We start from the raw sequence: 18,484 nt of genomic DNA on the forward strand, positions 1-18,484 counted from the left end.
GTCGTCACCCGTCGCGGCGCGCGTCCACGATGCGCTTGAACTTCCCGACCGAGCGCTCCAGGGTCTCCGGCTCGACGATCTCGACGGAGACGGTCACCCCGATGCCGTCCTTGACCCCGCGGGCGATCAGGCCGACGGCGGCCACCCGGTCGTCGGCGGTGGCGTCCGGCCGGGCCTCGGCGCGGACGGTGAGGTGGTCCAGCCGTCCCTCACGGGTCAGCCGCAGTTGGAAGTGCGGGGCGATCCCCGGGGTGCGCAGCACGATCTCCTCGATCTGCGCGGGGAAGAGGTTGACCCCGCGCAGGATGATCAGGTCGTCGCTGCGCCCGGTGACCTTCTCCATCCGGCGGAAGGCCGGGCGGGCGGTCCCGGGCAGCAGCCGGGTCAGGTCCCGGGTGCGGTAGCGGACGACCGGCATGGCCTCCTTGGTGAGGGAGGTGAGCACCAACTCGCCGTGCGCGCCCTCCGGGAGCACCTTCCCGGTGATCGGGTCGACCACCTCCGGATAGAAGTGGTCCTCCCAGATGTGCAGCCCGTCCTTGGTCTCCACGCACTCCTGCGCCACGCCGGGGCCCATCACCTCCGACAGGCCGTAGATGTCCACGGCGTCGATGGCGAACCGCTCCTCGATCTCCCGGCGCATCTCCTGCGTCCAGGGTTCGGCGCCGAAGATGCCGACCTTCAGCGAGGTCGAACGGGGGTCGACGCCCTGCCGTTCGAACTCGTCGAGGAGGGTGAGCATGTAGGACGGGGTCACCATGATGATCTCGGGGCGGAAGTCCTGGATGAGCCGCACCTGACGGCTGGTCATCCCGCCGGACGCCGGGACGACGGTGCAGCCCAGCCGCTCCGCGCCGTAGTGGGCGCCGAGCCCGCCGGTGAACAGTCCGTAGCCGTAGGCGATGTGGACGGTGTGCCCGGGCCGGCCGCCCGCGGCGCGGATCGACCGGGCCACCAGGTCCGCCCACTCGTCGAGGTCCCGCTCGGTGTAGCCGACGACGGTCGGGAGCCCGGTGGTGCCGCTGGAGGCGTGCAGCCGCCGCACCCGGTCCTTGGGGACGGCGAACATCCCGAACGGGTACTGCGCCCGCAGGTCGTCCTTCACCGTGAACGGGAAGCGGGCGAGGTCGGCCATCGAACGGCAGTCGTCGGGGCGTACCCCCGCCTGGTCGAACGCCGCCCGGTAGAAGGGGACGTGCTCGTAGGCGTGGTGCAACGTGGCCCGCAGTCGCGTGACTTGGAGGGCGTGCAGGGCGTCCGCCGAGAGCCGCTCCGCGTCGTCGCACCAGTCGGCCCCGCAGGCCCCGTCGATCGCCCCGCTGTCCGTCGCCGCTTCCGGCATGGATCTCACCGCCTCGTCTCCCTACCGATCATTCGGTAGCTGCGTGCCGCTCCAAGTAATCAGCGCGCGGCGAACACGTCAAGGGGCGTGCCGCGGACGGACCACGGGTAGCGTCGGCGCATGGGTGACGTACGGAAGGTGCAGGTGGACGGCGTCCGACTGGCGTACCGCGTCTGGGGTGAGACGGACGCCCCCGCGGCGGTGCTGCTGCACTGCCTCGGTGAGGACGGTGAGGACTGGCGTGGAGTGGTCGGCCGACTGGCCACCACGCACCGCGTCTTCGCCCTCGACCAGCGCGGACACGGCCGCAGCGACTGGCCGGGGGAGTACGGCTTCGAGCGCTGGCGCGACGACGCGATCGGCTTCGTCCAGGCGCTCGGCCTCGGACCGGTCACGCTCGTCGGCCACTCGCTGGGCGCCACCGCCGCACTGCTGTTGGCCGCCCACCGCCCGGACCTGGTATCCCGCCTGATCGTGGAGGAGCCCGCCCCGCCGGTGCCCGCGGACCCGCCGCAGTCGGTCCCGGCGCCACCGCCCGGCCCCGCGACCTTCGACTGGCGCGCCAAGGTCGCCGTGGTGGCCGAGCGGAACGCCCCCGCCCCGCACTGGCGCGCTGCGCTGTCCGCGATCACCGCCCCCACGCTGGTCATCGCCGGCGGCGCCACCAGTCACCTTCCCCAGGAGCACCTCGCCGAGCTGGCCGGTGCCCTCCCCGCCGGCCGGCTGGTCACCGTCGAGGGCGCCGGCCACCTCGTCCACGAGGAGCGCCCGGCGGAGTACCTGGCGGCGGTGACGGCGTTCCTGGCGGGGCGCGACTGAGTGCGGTAGGGCCGATCTGACACGTACTTGAGGTGTCGTCAGATGCCGGGTGGAGGCCGGGGCGGGGTGCCGGCGGGGGCGGTCCGGCCGTAAGCTCCCGGCGTCCGCACCACTCCGCGGCCCGCGCCGTGCGTCGGGCCGCGGCCTTCGAGAAGGGCTCGATGTGCAGCTGACCACCTCGATCCGTCGCGCGCTGCTCGCCGGGACCGCGGCCGCGGTGCTGTGCGCCGGCGCCGGGAGCGCCGTCGCGGCGCCCGCCGGCGCGCCCGCGCGGCCGACCGCCGGGCCGCTCGCCGCCGCGCCCGCACCGGCCGACCGGCTCCGCCCGCTCGCTGCGCTCTCCGCCGACCGGCTGGCCACCGCCGACCTCGTGGCGGCGGCGAAGTGGGGGACCGGCAGTCCGATCGACGACCCGGCCCGGGAGCGCGAGGTGTTGGCCGCGGTTGCCGCCCAGGCCCGCCAGGCGGGCGCCGACCCCGAGGCGACGGTGCGGATCTTCCGCGACCAGATCGAGGCCAGCAAGCTCGTCCAGCGGGGGCTGCACCGCCGCTGGGCGGCGGATCCGGCGCAGGCGCCCACGAGCCGCCCGGACCTCGCCCGGGTCCGGGCGGAGATCGACCGGATCAACGGGGAACTGGTCCGGGCCGTCGCCGCGTCCCCGCAGGCCCGTACGGCGCCGGGCTGCGTGCCGCGGCTGGCGGTGGACGCCCTGCGGGTGGGGCGGCAGCGCCACTTGGACCTGCTGCACGCCGCGGGGCTCGCCCGGTCGCTGCGCTCGGTCTGCGAGGGCTAGCGCATGTCCGATGGGCCGCGGCCGGGACCCGCGGTCCGTCCGGCCGTCGAACCCGGGTGCCGGCCCGCGCCGTCCCCGCTCACGCCTGCCGTTCGCCCGCCGCCACGGCCTTCGCCCAGCGGTAGTCCGCCTTGCCGCTGGGCGAGCGTTGGATGCGGTCGGTGAAGACGACCTGGCGCGGGACCTTGTAGCCGGCCAGGCGGGTCCGGCAGTGCGTCTGGAGGGCGTCGAGGTCCAAGGGGGCCGCGTCCGCGCGGAGTTGGACGACGGCGGCCACCCGGTTGCCCCAGCGGTCGTCCGGCACGCCGGCCACCAGCGCGTCGTAGACGTCCGGATGCGCCTTGAGCGCCTGCTCGACCTCCTCGGGGTAGATCTTCTCCCCGCCGGAGTTGATGCACTGCGAGCCCCGCCCGAGGACGGTGACCACCCCGTCGGTGCCGACGGTGGCCATGTCGCCGAGCAGCACCCACCGGTCGCCGTTCGCCTCGAAGAACGTCTCGGCGGTCTTCGCCGGGTCGTTGTAGTAGCCGAGCGGGACGTGGCCGCGCAGTGCGAGGCGGCCCGCCACGCCGACCTCGGCCGGCCGCTGGGTGGCCGGATCCACCACCGCCATACGGGAGTTGACGTTCAGGCGGAAGCCCTTGACGGGGCCGGAGTCGTCGGTGGCGGTGCCGTTGAAGCCCGACTCCGAGGAGCCGAAGTTGTTCAGCAGCAGTGCGTTCGGGACCAGCGCGCTGAACTGGGCGCGGACCGTGTCGGAGAGGATCGCCCCGGAGCTGCTGACGCTGAACAGGGACGAGCAGTCGGTGCCCTTGAGCGGGCCGGCCAGCGCGTCCACCAGCGGCCGCAGCATCGCGTCGCCCACCAGGGAGACGCTCGTGACCCGTTCCCGTTCGATGGTGCGCAGCACTTCCTCCGGCGCGAACTTGCGGTGGATGACGACCTTCTGGCCGAAGTGGAAGGCGATGAACGCGGTGAGCGTCGAGGTGCCGTGCATCAGCGGCGGCGTCGGGAAGAAGACCAGGCCCTCGCCGCCCGCCGCCACCCGTTCGGCCAGCTCCTGCGGGCGGCCGACCGGCTCCCCGGTGGGGGCGCCGCCGCCCATCCCCGAGAAGAAGATGTCCTCGTGGCGCCACACCACGCCCTTGGGCATGCCGGTGGTCCCGCCGGTGTAGATGACGATCCGGTCGTCGGCGGAGCGGGGGCCGAAGCCGCGGTCGGGTGAGCCGGCGGCCACGGCCTGGGCCAGTGGTACCGGGGTGATCCGCGGTTCGGCGGCGCCGGCGGGCGGGGTGCCGACCCGTACCAGGTGGCGCAGCTTCGGGGCCTGCGGCAGCGCGCCGGCCACCCGCTCGGTGAACTCCGCCTCGAAGACCAGCGCCACCAGGTCGGCGTCCCGGTAGAGGTACGCCAACTCCTCCTCGACGTAACGGTAGTTGACGTTCACCGGAACGGCGCGGATCTTCAGGCAGGCGTAGACGCCCTGGAGGTACTCGACGCCGTTGTACAGGTGCAGGCCGACGTGGTCGCCGGGGCCGACGCCCCGGTCGGCGAGGTGGTGGGCGAGCCGGTTGGCGGCGCGGTCCAACTCCGCGTAGCTGAGCCGCGTTTCGGCGCCGGTGCCCGGGTGGTCGAGGTGCACCAGCGCCTCGCGGTCGGGGACGGCGTCGACGATCGACTCGAAGAGGTCGGCGAGGTTGTACTCCATGGCTCCTCCAGACCGTGCGGACGTCGGCTCGGGCGTCATTAGAGCGCCGCGGCCGAGCGCAGGGAAGGGCCCCGACCAAGAAAACTGACTGGTCGTCAGAAAAGCCTTGAACTCGCCGTGCGGCTACTGCAACCTGTTCTACGTCGTGAGACGGGAGGACGGAATGGGCGGGACCGAACACGCCGCGACCGCGCCGGCTCGGCCGGAGGACGCGGGCACCGAACACCTCACCGTGACGCGCACCGGCGCGACACTGGTGCTCACCCTCAACCGGCCCGAGGCCAAGAACGCGCTGTCCCTGCCGATGCTGGTCGGCCTGTACGACGGCTGGTTGGCCGCCGACGCCGACGACGGCATCCGGTCGATCGTGCTGACCGGCGCCGGCGGCTCCTTCTGCGCCGGCATGGACCTCAAGGCGCTGGCCGGCGGCGGGATGACCGGCGAGGAACACCGGGAGCGGCTGCGCGCCGACCCCGACCTGCACTGGAAGGCGATGCTGCGCCACCACCGCCCGCGCAAACCGGTGATCGCCGCCGTCGAGGGCCACTGCGTCGCCGGCGGCACCGAGATCCTCCAGGGCACCGACATCCGGGTCGCCGGCGAGGGCGCCACCTTCGGGCTCTACGAGGTCCGGCGCGGCCTGTTCCCCATCGGCGGCTCCACCGTGCGGCTGCCCCGGCAGATCCCCCGCACCCACGCCCTGGAGATGCTGCTCACCGGCCGCCCCTACCCGGCGCCCGAGGCCGCCCGGATCGGCCTGATCGGCCACGTCGTCCCCGACGGCACCGCACTGGAGAAGGCCCTGGAGATCGCCGAACGGATCAACGCCTGCGGGCCGCTCGCCGTCGAGGCGGTCAAGGCGTCCGTCTACGAGGCCGCCGAGCTGACCGAGGCCGACGGCCTCGCCGCCGAACTCGCCCGCGGCTGGCCGGTCTTCGACACCGCCGACGCCAAGGAGGGCTCCCGCGCCTTCGCCGAGAAGCGCCCACCGGTCTTCCGGCGCGCCTGACCCCACCCCACCGAGGAGACCGCCATGTCAGAGGTCCTGACCGCGCCGCTCGTCGTCGAATTCCCCTTCACCCGCTCGCTCGGCCCGGTGCAGAGCGCCTTCCTCACCGGGCTGCGCGAACGCACCGTCCTCGGGGTCCGGGCCCGCGACGGGCGGGTGGTCGTGCCGCCCGTCGAATACGACCCGGTCACCGCCGACGAGCTGCACGAACTGGTCGAGGTCGCCCCGACCGGCACCGTCACCACCTGGGCCTGGACCCCCTCCGCACGCCGCGGCCAGCCCCTGGACACCCCCTTCGCCTGGGTCCTGGTCCGGCTGGACGGCGCCGACACCGCCCTGCTGCACGCCCTCGACGCACCCGGCCCCGAAGCCGTGCACAGCGGCATGCGGGTGCGGATCCGCTGGGCCGCCGAGCGCACCGGCGCGATCACCGACATCGCCTGCTTCGAACCCGCCGACGACGCGGCGGAGCAACCGCACGGTCGGCCGCACGACGGGGAGTTCGCCGACCCGGTCACCGGCATCACCGCCCCGGCCCGGCTCGACTACACCTACGCGCCCGGCCGCACCCAGTCCCGCTACATCCAGGGGCTCGCCGAACACAAGACCGTCGGCGAGCGCTGCCCCGCCTGCCGCAAGGTGTACGTCCCGCCCCGCGGCGCCTGCCCCACCTGCGGGGTGGCGACCGGCGAACAGGTCGAGGTCGGCCCCCGCGGCACCGTCACCACCTTCTGCATCGTCAACATCAAGGCCCGCAACCTCGACATCGACGTGCCCTACGTCTACGCCCACATCGCCCTGGACGGCGCCGACCTCGCCCTGCACGCCCGGATCGGCGGCATCCCCTACGACCAGGTGCGGATGGGCCTGCGCGTCGAACCCGTCTGGACCGAGGGCGCCCGCCACCCCGACCACTACCGCCCCACCGGCGAGCCCGACGCCGACTACGACAGCTACAAGGAGCTGATCTGATGTCCGAGCCAGCGCGCGGCCCGGTGCGCGACGTCGCCGTCGTCGCCTTCGGGCAGAGCGAGCACGTCCCGGACAGCGCGGAGACCTCCGAGGTCGAGATGCTGATGCCGGTCCTGCACGACGTGCTCGCCCGAACCGGCCTGAAGGCCCGCGACATCGACTTCACCTGCTCCGGCTCCTCCGACTACCTCGCCGGCCGCGCCTTCTCCTTCACCATGGCCCTGGACGGCGTCGGCGCCTGGCCGCCGATCTCCGAGTCGCACGTGGAGATGGACGGCGCCTGGGCGCTGTACGAAGCCTGGGTCAAGATCCTCACCGGCGAGGCCGACACCGCACTGGTCTACGCGTACGGCAAGTCCTCGCCCGGCGACCTCCGCGAGGTCCTCACCCGCCAGCTCGACCCGTACTACGTCGCCCCGCTCTGGCCCGACTCCGTGGCGCTCGCCGCCCTCCAGGCCCAGGCCCTGATCGACGCCGGCCACACCGACGCGCGGGAACTCGCCACGATCGGGGCACACCGCCGCGGACGGCCGGACGCCGCCCCCGGACGGCAGGTCGTCGGCCCGTTGCGGACCGGCGACTGCCCGCCGGTGGTGGACGGCGCCGCCGCGGTGGTCCTCGCCGCCGGCGACACCGCCCGCCGCCTGGCCGACCGCCCCGCCTGGATCCGCGGCCTGGACCACCGCATCGAGGCGCACGCCCTGGGCGTCCGCGACCTGACCGACTCGCCCTCCACCCGGCTCGCCGCCGAACGCGCCGGGGCCTTCGACGCCCCCGTCGACGTCGCCGAACTGCACGCCCCGTTCACCTCCCAGGAGGTCGTCCTGCGCCGCGCCCTGCGGCTCGACGCCCCCGGCAGCACGGTCCGCATCAACCCGTCCGGCGGCGCCCTGGCCGCCAACCCCGTGATGGCCGCCGGGCTGATCCGCCTCGGCGAGGCCGCCGCCGCCGTCCAACGCGGCGACGCCGACCGCGCCCTGGCGCACGCCACCTCGGGCCCCTGCCTGCAACAGAACCTGGTCGCCGTCCTGGAGGGGGAGCGATGAGCAACGCAGCGAGGGCGAAGGAGCCGGTGGCCGTCGTCGGCGTCGGCCAGACCAAGCACGTCGCCGCCCGGCGCGACGTGTCGATCGCCGGACTCGTCCGCGAGGCCGCCCAACGCGCGCTCGACGACGCCGAGTTGACGTGGGCCGACATCGACGCGGTGGTGATCGGCAAGGCCCCCGACTTCTTCGAGGGGGTGATGATGCCGGAGCTCTACCTCGCCGACGCGCTCGGCGCCGTCGGCAAACCGATGCTCCGGGTGCACACCGCCGGCTCGGTCGGCGGCTCCACCGCCCTGGTCGCGACCAACCTCGTCGCCGCCCGGGTGCACCGCACGGTCCTCACCCTCGCCTTCGAGAAGCAGTCCGAGTCCAACGCGATGTGGGGCCTGTCCCTGCCGGTCCCCTTCCAACAGCCGCTGCTGGCCGGCGCCGGCGGCTTCTTCGCCCCGCACGTCCGCGCCTACATGCGGCGCACCGGAGCCCCCGACGCCATCGGCTCCCTGGTCGCCTACAAGGACCGCCGCAACGCCCTCAAGAACCCCTACGCGCACCTCCACGAGCACGACCTCACCTTGGAGAAGGTCCAGTCCTCGCCGATGCTCTGGGACCCGATCCGCTACTCCGAGACCTGCCCGTCCTCCGACGGCGCCTGCGCCATGGTCCTCACCGACCGGGCCGGCGCCGCCCGCGCGCCGCGCCCACCGGCCTGGGTGCACGGCGGGGCGATGCGCAGCGAACCCACCCTGTTCGCCGGCAAGGACTTCGTCTCCCCGCAGGCCGGCAAGGACTGTGCGGCGGACGTCTACCGACAGGCCGGGATCACCGACCCCCGCCGCCAGATCGACGCCGTCGAGATGTACGTCCCGTTCTCCTGGTACGAGCCGATGTGGCTGGAGAACCTGGGCTTCGCCGCGGAGGGCGAGGGCTGGAAGCTCACCGAGTCCGGCGTGACCGAACTCGACGGGGACCTGCCCGTCAACCCCTCCGGCGGGGTGCTCTCCACCAACCCCATCGGCGCCTCCGGCATGATCCGCTTCGCCGAGGCCGCGCTCCAGGTCCGCGGCCAGGCGGGCGAGCACCAAGTCGACGGCGCCCGGCGGGCGTTGGGGCACGCCTACGGCGGCGGCGCGCAGTTCTTCGCGATGTGGTTGGTGGGCTCCGAAGCCCCTGCAGGCTGACTTCCGGCGCCCGTCGGACGTCCTCTGTCCGTCCCCGGGCGCAGTGGCTACCCTGGCCACGGACGACGACCGGGAGGAGCGGTTACGTGGCCGACAGCATCACCGACCAGCGGCTCGCGGGCGGGCCCAGGCCCGCACTCGACCTGTCCCACGCCGACTGGCAAACGAGCACGCGGGGCGTCCGCGGCGACGTCCAGGTCGCCTTCGTCGAGGGGTACGTCGCGATGCGCAACGGCCGCAGTCCGGAGATACCGGCGCTGATCTTCACGCCCGCCGAGTGGCGCGGCTTCGTCCTCGGCGCCCGCGAGGGCGAATTCGACCTCACCTGAACGCTGGTGACGATCCGTCAGGGTCGTTCCGGCGCCCGCTCACGGCGGGGCCGGGCGCTTCGGGGGAGCACCGCACCGCCCGTCACCACCACCGCGTGCCGGACGCCATGCGGCCGTGCGTCAGGGCCACCGCAGCTCCTTCGTCCAGCCGGCCCCGCTGCGGCGGTACGCCAGCCGGGTGTGGTTGCGGTCCTCGGCGCCCTGCCAGAACTCCACCGACTCCGCCCGCACGGTGTGCAGCGTCCACGCGGCCGGCACCAGCTCGGGATCGCGGGCCAGCCGCGCGGCGGCGTCGGCCACCGCGGCGTCCCGCTCGGCGAGCGACGCCAGCGGCCGGCTCTGCCGACCGACCAGCGCCTCGGCACGCGCCCCGGCGCCGCGGGCCAGGAAGTCGGCGGCGGACCGTTCCGCGTCCTCCCGCACCACCGGACCGCGCACCCGCACCTGGCGGGCGAGCGGCTGCCAGTAGAAGGTCAGCGCGGCATACGGGCGGGCGGAAAGCTCCCGTCCCTTGGCGCTGTCGTCGTGCGCGGCGAACCGCCAGCCCGCCGCGTCGACGTCCTTGAGGATCAGGGTGCGCGCGGACGGATTGCCGTCGGCGTCGGCGGTGGCGAGCGTCATCGCGTGCGGCTCGGGGACCTGCGCGCGGATCGCGCCGAGCAGCCAGGCGGTGAACAGCTCCACCGGGTCGTCGGGCGTCGCCACCGGGTCGAACGTCGGCAGTTCGCCCCCGAACACCGTGAGGCCGCGGAGCAGTTGACGGAGATCGGCCATGGCTCCCCCTTGTGGATTAATGGCAGTGAGCGACCGTACCATTAGCACCATGGAGGCAACCCGGCTCGCACTGGATCTCGTCGGCACGATCCACCACGACGGACACGGCGGCGTCGCCGACGACCTGGCCGACATCGCCGGCCTCGCGGCCTGGCTCCGCGACCGGGCGGGCGCCCTGGACTGCACCGAGCACGGCCCGCCCCCGGCGGACCCGGCGCTGCTCACCGCGGTGCGGGAGCTGCGCGCCGCACTCCGCTCGCTGTGCGCCCGCGCCGTCCGCCCGGCCCCGCCCAGCCCCGCCGACGCCCACCGTCTGCTCCCCGAGGACCAGGCGCTGGCCCGGCTGAACGCCGCCGCCGCCCGAGTCCCGACCGCCCCGCGGCTCACCTGGCAACCCGGCGTCCCACCCGTACTGCGCCACCTCCCCGTCGGCACCCCGCCCGCCGCCGACCGGCTCACCGCCACGCTGGCCCGGGCCGCCCTCGCCCTCCTCGGCGGCCCGGACCGCGAGCGGCTGCGGGCCTGCCCGGCCCCGCGCTGCGTGCGCTACTTCGTCAAGGAGCACGCCCGCCAGGAGTGGTGCACCCCGTCCTGCGGCAACCGCGCCCGGGTCGCCCGCCACCACGAGCGCCGCCGCCGCGCCGCGAACCGCTGAGGACGCCGCCGACCTGCACCGGAGAGCGCCGTGCGGGCCGTGCTCGGGGCCGGGCCACGTACGATGGCGACATGTCCTTCCTCCGCCGCCGCAGCGCAGCCACGCCCGCCGGTCCAGACTTCGACGTACTGGCCATGGACCCGGGGGACTGGCCCGGCAATCTCGGGGCCGGGCTGCTGCCGGCGCCCGACGGAAGCTGCCAGGGCGTCTTCCTCCGCTACGACCTGTTCGGCGGCCGCGGCCCGGCGATGATCATCGGCAACCTGCCGGAGGGCTCCCCGGCCCGCGAGGTCGAGGAGGACCAGGTCCCCTTCGAGGTCGCCCAGCTGCTCGCGGCGCTCGACAACGACGAGCCGGTCACGGTCGTCGAGACCGAGGACACCCCGGTGATGCACCAGGACAACCTCCTGATCGTCAAGCGGATCAAGTGCTCCGAGAGCCGCGTCTCCTGCGTGCAGTTCGACCGCAGCGACGGCGTGCTGGTGACCATCGCCAGCTGGGACCGCCCGATCACCGACGACCTCTACGCCCTGCTCAAGCCGCTGCCCGCGGAACTCTTCCAGCAGGGCTGACCCGGCGGACCGGACGCGCGGACGGGACGCGCCCGGTGGACGGCTTCCGAGCCGCCACCGGGCGCACCGCTTTTCCGGCACCGCGCGAGGGCTACGCCCCCGACGACCGGACGTCCACGTCGGCCGCCCGCACGTAGCCGACCCGGTGCCCCAGCTGGATCTCGTAGTACTTGTCCTTGCCCCGGACCACCGCGTGCTGGTTGACGTCGAAGGTCGGCGAGTAGAAGTAGTCCGACCGCACCTGCCCGCCGACCGCGTACTCCTGCCCGGCGAGCAGCTTGTACGGCAGCGGCGTGACCGACTGCACCGGCACCTGCGACGGGTACGCCCCCTTCTCCGGGTACGCCCGCCCGTACACCGGGATCTCCGCCCGGCCCGCCTTCGGCGCGGCCACCAGGCCCTTGCCGTCCACCGCCGTCGGGTTCGCCCGCGGGTTGTGGAACCAGGCCCGCTGCCCGAGGTACCAGATCGCCGTCCAGTCGCCGTCCCGGCCGGCCACCGCGAACCGCTGGCCGGTCGTGGCCCGCGCCCCGGTGTCGTTCACGCCGGTCGTGCTGGGCGAGCCGTCCGGGTGCAGCCCGACGTCCTGGACCAGCGGCGCGCTCTCGCTCGGCGCGGTGTACAGCCGGACCGCGGCCGAACCGTGCGCCGCACAGGTCTGCCCGGCCTTCTCGCAGCCGGTGTAGACCGGCCGGTTGCCGTCGTAGGACGGACGGATGGTGACCAGACCGCCGTGCGGACCCGCGGTGGCCTCGAACGGACGGCCCAGCAGGGTGAAGTAGTGCGCCCAGTCCCAGTACGGACCGGGATCGGTGTGCATCCCCGCGATCGTCGACGGGATCGTCCCCGGCACGTTGTCGTGGCCGAGGACGTGCTGCCGGTCCAGCGGGATGTCGTACTTCTCCGCCAGGTACTTCACCAGCCGGGCCGAGGCGCGGTACATCGCCTCCGTGTACCAGGCGTCCGGCGCGGCGAGGAAGCCCTCGTGCTCGATGCCGATCGAGTGTGAGTTGACGTACCAGTTGCCCGCGTGCCACGCGACGTCCTGGGTCCGCACGTGCTGCGCGATCAACCCGTCCGCGGAGCGGATCGTGTAATGCCAGGACACGTACTTGGGGTCCTTGATCAGCCGCAGCGTGGTGTCCCACGAGCCCTCGGTGTCATGGATGACGAGGGTGTCGATCCGCTGGTCCTTGGGCCGGTCCGCCAGGTCGTGGTTGCCGTAGTTGGTGCCGTTGTCGTACTGCTCGTACGGCGCCGGCCAGGACTCGCACGCCACCGTCCAGGGGCACTCCAGCGCCCCACCGGATTTCTGCGTCGAGGCGCGCCGGGCGCTGGCGGCCTTGCCGAGACGTTTCTCCTGCGCGGGGTCGGCGGTCAGCCGCGGCGCGGCGGCCAGCGCGACCCGCTGCCCCGCGTCGGTGGTGCGGCGCTGACCCTGCCGCATCACCTCGAAGACGTCCCGCGCGAACACCGCCCCGCTGCGCGGATCGTCCGCGCTCCCGTAGCGCGCCACCGCCGCGTACCACTTGGCCGGATCGGCGCTGGCCGGCAGCCCCAGCTGGCGCTGGGCGGCGGCGAGCAGCGCGGCGCCGCCCCGCACGTTCGCGGCCGGATCGGACCGCAGCTTCGCCGCCGACAGCCCGGTCAGCCGCGCCGCGGTCGGCAACGTCCGCAGCCCGGAGGGGAGTTCGGCGGGCAGCACCGCCCGCCGCGTCGGCGCGACCGTCCGCAGCGGCCGGGCGGTGTCGCCGCGGGCGTCCTCGTCGTCCGCGCTGAACTCCGGATCCCGCGCCACCGCGGTCCGGGCGTCGGTCAGGTGCATCGGCCCGTAGCCCCCGGACACGCTGGGCGCGCCGCCGTGGCCGTCCCACCGGGACTCCAGGTACGCGACGCCCAGCAGCACGCTGCGCGGCACGTGGTAGCGCGCGGCGGCGTCGCTGAAGGCGCGCTGGAGGGCGCCGGACGGCGGCTGCCCGGCCGGTGCGGACGGCGACGCCGCGACCAGCGGCACCAGCAGCGCCGCCGCGGCGACGGCGGTGGCGGATCTGCGTAGGACGGGATGGCGGGTTCTCGACGCGTCTTCCGGTGCGGATCCTCGCAAAACAGCCTCCTCAAGCCGGCCCGAGCCGGGGCGGTGTGACGGTGGTGTGCCTTGCCAGGGCCTGCCCGGTGGAGCGTGGCACCGGCCCAGGCCGCGGCCGTGCGGGAGAACCCGAGACTAGGGCCCAGGTCGGCCGAGAACCATAGCTGTGCCGACGTACCGTCAATCACCACACCCGCTCGGGATTTCGCATGTCAGGGCATCACCTGAGGAGCCTTCCCGGCGCGGGCCCGGGAGCTGCGGGGCGTCAGTGGAATGGACCAATGCACGGGTGAGCGGCGCGGCCCGGGTGGGGCGCGCCGCTCACGGATTCCCTCTCGGGGTGCCGCCGGCACCCCCGGCGGTCAGCGGGTGCCGACCGCCGCCCGCACCGCCCGCCGCGCCATCTGCGCGTCGTCGTGCAGCCTGCGCAGCAGCAGCCGCTGCTCCTCGCCCGCCCCCGGTGCCCCGGGCGCCCCGGTGCCCGGCACGGTGGCCGGCGCGGGCTCGCGCATGGTCCGCTGGACCGCGGTCTCGTAGCGCCGGATCTCTCGGGTCAGCACCAGCATCAGGTTCACCAGGAAGGCGTCCCGGGCCGCGGTGCCCGCCGCCTGGGCGAGTTGGCTGATGTGCCGGCGGGCGACCGGCGCTTCGCCCAGCACCGCCCACAGCGTGGCCAGGTCGTAGCCGGGCAGGTACCAGCCCGCGTTGTCCCAGTCCAGCAGCACCGGGCCGACCGGCGAGAGCAGGACGTTGTTCAGCAGCGCGTCGCCGTGGCAGAACTGGCCCTGGGTGTGCGCCAGGCCGTGCAGCAGCTTCTGCAGGTCGCCCAGATCGCGGTCGGTCAGCAGCCCCAGGTCGTGGTAGCGCCCGATCCGACCCGCGTAGTCCAGCGGGGCGTCGAACAGTCCGGCCGGCGGACGCCAGGCGTTGATCCGGCAGATCGCCCCGAGCGCGGCCCGCAGGTCGGCCCGCGGCGGCGCCTCGGAGGGGTGGCGCGTCAGGGCCGCCACCCGTCCCGGCATGCGCTCCACCACGAGCGTGCAGTTGTCGGGGTCGGCCGCCACCAGCCGCGGCACTCGGACCGGCGGACGGTGCCGGACGAACGCCCGGTATGCACTTATTTCCTGCCGGAAGCTGTCGGCCCAGGCGGGAGAGTGGTCCAGTAAACACTTGGCGACGGCGCTCATCCGACCGGTCGTCCCCAGGAGCAGTACGGACTTCCCGCCGCGGCGCAGCACCTGGACCGGGTTGAACTCCGGGCAGATGCGGTGCACCGAGGCGACGGCGGCGCGCAGCTGGGCGCCCTGGGGGCCGGACAAGTCGAGTCTCCCGCTGAGCGGTTGGGCGCCCATTCCCTGTGCCCGCCGGTTCCGGCCGCCGGAGAGACCGGTCACCGCCCCCGCGGAAGGGGTGGGATCGAGATACGGCCCACTCCCGTGGGGGTGTGGGCGGTACGTCCGGGTGGGGGCGGTCACGGCGGACGATGCTGCATACATGGGTGAGACAGATCCCTTCGTGCGCCGACGAGTTGCGTGCGCTCCCGGCCCGGCGGCGGGAACCCGTGAACGGGCCCCGTACAGGCGGCCGATCCTCAAGGTCCCCGTGCAGGGCACGCACCCTGGGGAATGCGGTCCCGCCACCGGGCCGGGGGCTGCACACCTACCGAACACGCGGCTGCGGGTGGCAGACCATCTGGCGCACCCTGGCGAACCCTGGCGAATGCTCGCAGCCCCCGTCACCGGCCGTTACTGTCAACTCAGTCGAGGAACCTGGGGGCTTGACGTGAGCAGGGAGCCGAACGCTCGTCTCGCGGACCTTTTCGGCCTGGCCGGATGGTCCAAGGGAGAACTCGCGAGACTGGTCAACCGGCAGGCGGCGGCCATGGGGCATCCGCAGTTGGCGACCGACACCTCGCGGGTCCGGCGCTGGATCGACATGGGCGAGACGCCCCGGGACCCGGTGCCCAAGGTGCTCGCCTCCCTCTTCACCGAGCGCCTCGGCCGTGTCGTAACCACCGAGGACCTCGGGTTCGCCCGGACCGGTCGCGCGGGGAAGCGGCAGGCCATGGACGGTCTGCCGTGGGCGCCCGAGCGGACCGCTGCGGTCCTCACGGAATTCACGGGAATGGACCTCATGCTCAATCGACGCGGCTTGGTGGGGGCCGGCGCAGCGCTCGCCGCCGGCTCCGCACTCGCCGGTGCCATGCACGAGTGGCTGCACACCGACCCCGCTCCGCTCGCCCTCCGCCACGACGATCCGCTCGCCCACGAATCCCTCTACGAACTCGACCAGATCGGCCTCGACCGCTACGAGGCGGCCCCGGTGGGGTCGCAGGAGATCGACGCCCTGGAGCACTCCGTCGACGTGTTCCGCCGCTGGGACGCGGCCCGCGGCGGCGGCCTCCAGCGCAAGGCCGTGGTGGGCCAGCTCAACGAGGTCGGCGGGATGCTCGCCTACCGCCACCCCGACCACCTCCAGCGCCGCCTCTGGGGCGTCGCCGCCAACCTCGCCGTACTGGCCGGCTGGATGTCCCACGACGTGGGCCTGGAGCCCACCGCGCAGAAGTACTTCATCATCGCCGCCCACGCGGCCCGTGAGGGCGGGGACCGTCCGCGCGCCGGCGAGGCGCTCTCCCGCGCCGCCCGGCAGATGGTCCACCTGGGCCGTCCCGACGACGCCCTGGACCTGATGAAGCTGGCCCAGTCCGGTTCCGGCCAGGAGACCCTGCCGCGCACCCGCGCCATGCTGCACACCATCGAGGCGTGGGCCCACGCCTCGAAGGGCCACGGCCAGGCGATGCGGCGGACGCTCGGCGAGGCCGAGGAACTCTTCGTCTCGGACAAGGGCGACGTGCCGCCGCCGGCGTGGATGCAGATGTTCGACGAGGCGGACCTGCACGGGATGCAGGCGTTGGCGTTCCGCACCCTCGCGGAGCACGACCCGTCCGCCGCCAAGGTCGCCCAGGGGCACGCCAAGCAGGCGCTGCACCTGCGCAGGAGCGGCCACCAGCGGTCGCAGATCTTCGACTACATCTCGATGGCCTCGGCCTGCTTCCTCGGCAACGAACCCGAACGGGCCGACCGCTACGCCCGGTTGGCGCTGGTCTCCATCGGGGAGAACTCCTCGCACCGCACCTGGGACCGGCTGCGCGAGATGTTCCGGCTCACCGGCCAGTTCGCCGGCTGCGGCAAGATCCAGGACCTCCGCGACGAGCTCCAGCAGGTCCTGCCGAAGCCGCGGGCCAAGGGGAGGGGCGCGGCCCTCAAGCCGGGCATCGGGCCGGACCTGGGGCCGAACTTCTCGGTCTGAGGGCCCGGCGGGGCCGTGTCGCCCCCCTGTTGCCGTCGGGGGCGGACCCGCACCCGCGCCCGGGAGCAGGGCGACGACGGTGTGCCCGCGCCCTCGTCGACCGGCCGGTCGTGCCGAGCCCGGTCGCCCCTTGTCACCGACACCACCCGATGCCCGCGGGAGATCAAGTGGAACACCCTGCCCGAAGACCCGTCCGAAGATCCGCCCGCTGACCCGCGGAGGCCGAGAGTCGACGGACCTTCAGAAGCGGGTCAGGCCGCTCGGGGTGACCGGCGCCCCCGCAGCCGGTCCGCCCGACGATCGTGCCGTGCGTCAGTCGCCGACCTTGGCGAGCAGCACGCAGGCGTCGTCCTCCCGCTCGGTGGCGCCGAACTCCTCCACCACGATGCGGACGCTCTCCTGGGCGCTGCGGGCCGCGCCGAGCCGCGGTGCCAGCGCGAGCAGCCGCTCGGTGCCCTCGTGGGCGCTGTCCGGGCCGTGGGTGCGGCGCGGAACGAGCCCGTCGGTGTGCAGCACCAGCAGGTCGCCCGGCTCCAACTGCTCGGTCCGCTGGCCGTAGCTGGCGCCGGTCGTGGCCCCGAGCAGGACGCCCTCCGGCGGGTCCAGCGCGCGCCCCGTGCCGCCGCGGAACAGCAGCGGCGCGGGGTGCCCGGCCTGGGACCACTCCAGTGACCGCGTCGCGGGGTCGAACTGGCAGCAGACCGCGCTGCCCAGCGCCGGCTGGGCGGCACTGTCCAGCAGTTGGTTGAGGAAGCCCATCAGCTGTCCGGGTCGGTGCCCCGCCACGGCCATGCCGCGCAGCGCGCCGAGCACCATCGCCATGCCGGACGTCGCCGCGACGCCGTGCCCGGTGAGGTCGCCCACGCTCAACAGTGTGCGCCCGTCGGGGAGTTGGAGGGCGTCGTACCAGTCGCCGCCGATCAGGGCGGAGGTGTCGGCCGGTAGGTAGCGCCCGGCGAGGTCCAGGGTGACCGGGCCGCCCTCGGGGAAGCGCAGCGAACCGCGCCACGGCGGCAGCACGGCCTCCTGGAGCTCGACCGCGAGCCGGTGCTCGGTCTGGGCGATGTGCCGCTGGCGCTGGAGCGAGTCACCGGTCTCGCGCACCGCCGTCTGGCTCCGGCGCAGCTCGCTGACGTCGCGCAGCACCGCCCACATGCAGGCGGTGCTGCCGTCGGCTTCGAGCACCGGCTCGCCGACCATGTGGACGGTGCGGATGCCGGAGTCGGCGCGCAGGATGCGGAACTCGCCGTCGATCGGTCGGCCGTCCACCAGGCAGTCGGTGACCATCACGGCCAGCTTCTCCTGGTCGTCGGCGTGCACCAGGGACGGCAGCTCGTCCAGCGTCAGCGGGTCGTCGGCCGGCTCCCGGCCGAACATCGCGTAGAGCTCGTCGGACCAGGTCACCTCGTCGGTGAGGAGGTTCCACTCGGCGCTGCCCACCCGGCGCAGCAGCGCGCCCCGCTCGGGCGCCTCCGGCTCGGGCGGGGCCACCGGCAGCTCGACGTGCGGATCCGCGACCCCGTCTGGCGAGGTGGGCAGGCCCTCTCTGAGCTGGTCGAGGTGGCCGCCGAGGTCGTCCAGGTGGTGGACGGCGAGGTCGCACAGTGCTCGCTGCCAGCGCAGCTGCGGGTCGGCGGCGAGGTCACCGGCGACCGAGGACTCTCTGCGTACCGCGTCGAGGCCACCGCGCAGGGTGCGGGCCTGCGAGATGAGTGCCTCGACCGCGCCACGCTCGGGGGTCTGATCGGCTGGGTGATCCGCGAAGAGAGGGGGCGGCATGACGTACTCCGTGATCAGGCGGCGCCGGAACGTATGGGCCGGTTACGACTCTTGCACAGGCTGCGACGGACCGTAAGGGATTTGGCACTACCCGATACGGTGGTGCACCCGGC

16 protein-coding genes are annotated in these 18,484 nt (G+C 74.0%); 10 read left to right on the forward strand and 6 right to left on the reverse strand.

Annotated elements, in window-relative coordinates:
- Positions 1-4: 4 nt before the first annotated feature.
- Entirely contained in the window at positions 5-1,342 is a 1,338-nt protein-coding gene (gene paaK / locus ACJ6WD_RS21885) for a phenylacetate--CoA ligase PaaK (protein WP_407616383.1), read from the reverse strand.
- A 120-nt stretch (positions 1,343-1,462) separates the two neighbouring features.
- On the opposite strand from paaK, the gene ACJ6WD_RS21890 reads away from it, so the two are divergent.
- Together ACJ6WD_RS21890 and ACJ6WD_RS21895 are read left to right on the forward strand one after the other, a co-directional pair.
- Positions 1,463-2,161, forward strand: a complete 699-nt coding sequence (locus ACJ6WD_RS21890) for an alpha/beta fold hydrolase (RefSeq protein WP_233659652.1) — start codon at positions 1,463-1,465, stop codon at positions 2,159-2,161.
- Between the two features lie 163 nt (positions 2,162-2,324).
- Complete coding sequence (locus ACJ6WD_RS21895) at positions 2,325-2,954, forward strand: chorismate mutase (RefSeq protein WP_407616365.1); 630 nt, start codon at positions 2,325-2,327, stop codon at positions 2,952-2,954.
- A gap of 79 nt (positions 2,955-3,033) precedes the next feature.
- Here the strand turns inward: ACJ6WD_RS21895 and ACJ6WD_RS21900 are convergent, their stop codons facing one another.
- Positions 3,034-4,662 carry an acyl-CoA synthetase gene (locus ACJ6WD_RS21900; RefSeq protein WP_233659654.1) on the reverse strand — a complete coding sequence of 543 codons (1,629 nt, stop codon included), beginning with the start codon at positions 4,660-4,662 and terminating at the stop codon, positions 3,034-3,036.
- Between the two features lie 163 nt (positions 4,663-4,825).
- On the opposite strand from ACJ6WD_RS21900, the gene ACJ6WD_RS21905 reads away from it, so the two are divergent.
- The 5 genes from ACJ6WD_RS21905 (at position 4,826) to ACJ6WD_RS21925 (ending at position 9,196) form a co-directional block, all read left to right on the forward strand.
- Positions 4,826-5,671: a crotonase/enoyl-CoA hydratase family protein gene (locus ACJ6WD_RS21905; protein ID WP_020929323.1), complete on the forward strand. Its 846-nt coding sequence runs from the start codon at positions 4,826-4,828 to the stop codon at positions 5,669-5,671.
- Between the two features lie 24 nt (positions 5,672-5,695).
- Entirely contained in the window at positions 5,696-6,643 is a 948-nt protein-coding gene (locus ACJ6WD_RS21910) for a Zn-ribbon domain-containing OB-fold protein (RefSeq protein ID WP_407616366.1), read from the forward strand.
- Positions 6,643-7,689, forward strand: a complete 1,047-nt coding sequence (locus ACJ6WD_RS21915; RefSeq protein WP_275465706.1) for a thiolase domain-containing protein — start codon at positions 6,643-6,645, stop codon at positions 7,687-7,689. Before ACJ6WD_RS21910 ends, ACJ6WD_RS21915 begins: the two co-directional genes overlap by 1 nt.
- The gene (locus ACJ6WD_RS21920; protein ID WP_407616367.1) at positions 7,686-8,867 is read left to right on the forward strand and encodes a thiolase domain-containing protein; all 1,182 of its coding nucleotides are present in this window, start codon (positions 7,686-7,688) and stop codon (positions 8,865-8,867) included. The genes ACJ6WD_RS21915 and ACJ6WD_RS21920 overlap by 4 nt, the downstream gene beginning before the upstream one ends.
- Before the next feature lie 86 nt (positions 8,868-8,953).
- Positions 8,954-9,196: a DUF397 domain-containing protein gene (locus ACJ6WD_RS21925; protein WP_233659658.1), complete on the forward strand. Its 243-nt coding sequence runs from the start codon at positions 8,954-8,956 to the stop codon at positions 9,194-9,196.
- 120 nt (positions 9,197-9,316) lie between these two features.
- On the opposite strand, the gene ACJ6WD_RS21930 is transcribed toward ACJ6WD_RS21925, so the two are convergent.
- Positions 9,317-9,970: a pyridoxal 5'-phosphate synthase gene (locus ACJ6WD_RS21930; protein WP_078488495.1), complete on the reverse strand. Its 654-nt coding sequence runs from the start codon at positions 9,968-9,970 to the stop codon at positions 9,317-9,319.
- Positions 9,971-10,019: 49 nt separating this feature from the next.
- On the opposite strand from ACJ6WD_RS21930, the gene ACJ6WD_RS21935 reads away from it, so the two are divergent.
- Both ACJ6WD_RS21935 and ACJ6WD_RS21940 read left to right on the forward strand, forming a co-directional pair.
- Positions 10,020-10,625: a CGNR zinc finger domain-containing protein gene (locus ACJ6WD_RS21935; RefSeq protein ID WP_331248686.1), complete on the forward strand. Its 606-nt coding sequence runs from the start codon at positions 10,020-10,022 to the stop codon at positions 10,623-10,625.
- Between the two features lie 71 nt (positions 10,626-10,696).
- Positions 10,697-11,197 carry a hypothetical protein gene (locus ACJ6WD_RS21940; protein ID WP_233659660.1) on the forward strand — a complete coding sequence of 167 codons (501 nt, stop codon included), beginning with the start codon at positions 10,697-10,699 and terminating at the stop codon, positions 11,195-11,197.
- 91 nt (positions 11,198-11,288) lie between these two features.
- Here the strand turns inward: ACJ6WD_RS21940 and ACJ6WD_RS21945 are convergent, their stop codons facing one another.
- The gene (locus tag ACJ6WD_RS21945; RefSeq protein WP_407616368.1) at positions 11,289-13,301 is read right to left on the reverse strand and encodes an N-acetylmuramoyl-L-alanine amidase; all 2,013 of its coding nucleotides are present in this window, start codon (positions 13,299-13,301) and stop codon (positions 11,289-11,291) included.
- A 344-nt stretch (positions 13,302-13,645) separates the two neighbouring features.
- A complete protein-coding gene (locus ACJ6WD_RS21950) occupies positions 13,646-14,779 on the reverse strand; it encodes a phosphotransferase (RefSeq protein ID WP_233659662.1) in 1,134 nt (377 codons plus the stop codon).
- A 286-nt stretch (positions 14,780-15,065) separates the two neighbouring features.
- Between ACJ6WD_RS21950 and ACJ6WD_RS21955 the strand changes: the two genes are divergently transcribed.
- On the forward strand, positions 15,066-16,592 hold the full coding sequence (locus ACJ6WD_RS21955; RefSeq protein WP_233659663.1) for a hypothetical protein: 1,527 nt from the start codon (positions 15,066-15,068) through the stop codon (positions 16,590-16,592).
- A 312-nt stretch (positions 16,593-16,904) separates the two neighbouring features.
- Here ACJ6WD_RS21955 and ACJ6WD_RS21960 read toward each other — a convergent pair whose 3' ends face one another.
- On the reverse strand, positions 16,905-18,371 hold the full coding sequence (locus tag ACJ6WD_RS21960) for a PP2C family protein-serine/threonine phosphatase (protein ID WP_407616369.1): 1,467 nt from the start codon (positions 18,369-18,371) through the stop codon (positions 16,905-16,907).
- Between the last annotated feature and the right edge of the window lie 113 nt (positions 18,372-18,484).

This window comes from Streptomyces sp. VTCC 41912, from assembly GCF_045799175.1.
Classification (GTDB): Bacteria; Actinomycetota; Actinomycetes; order Streptomycetales; family Streptomycetaceae; genus Streptomyces; species Streptomyces albulus_C.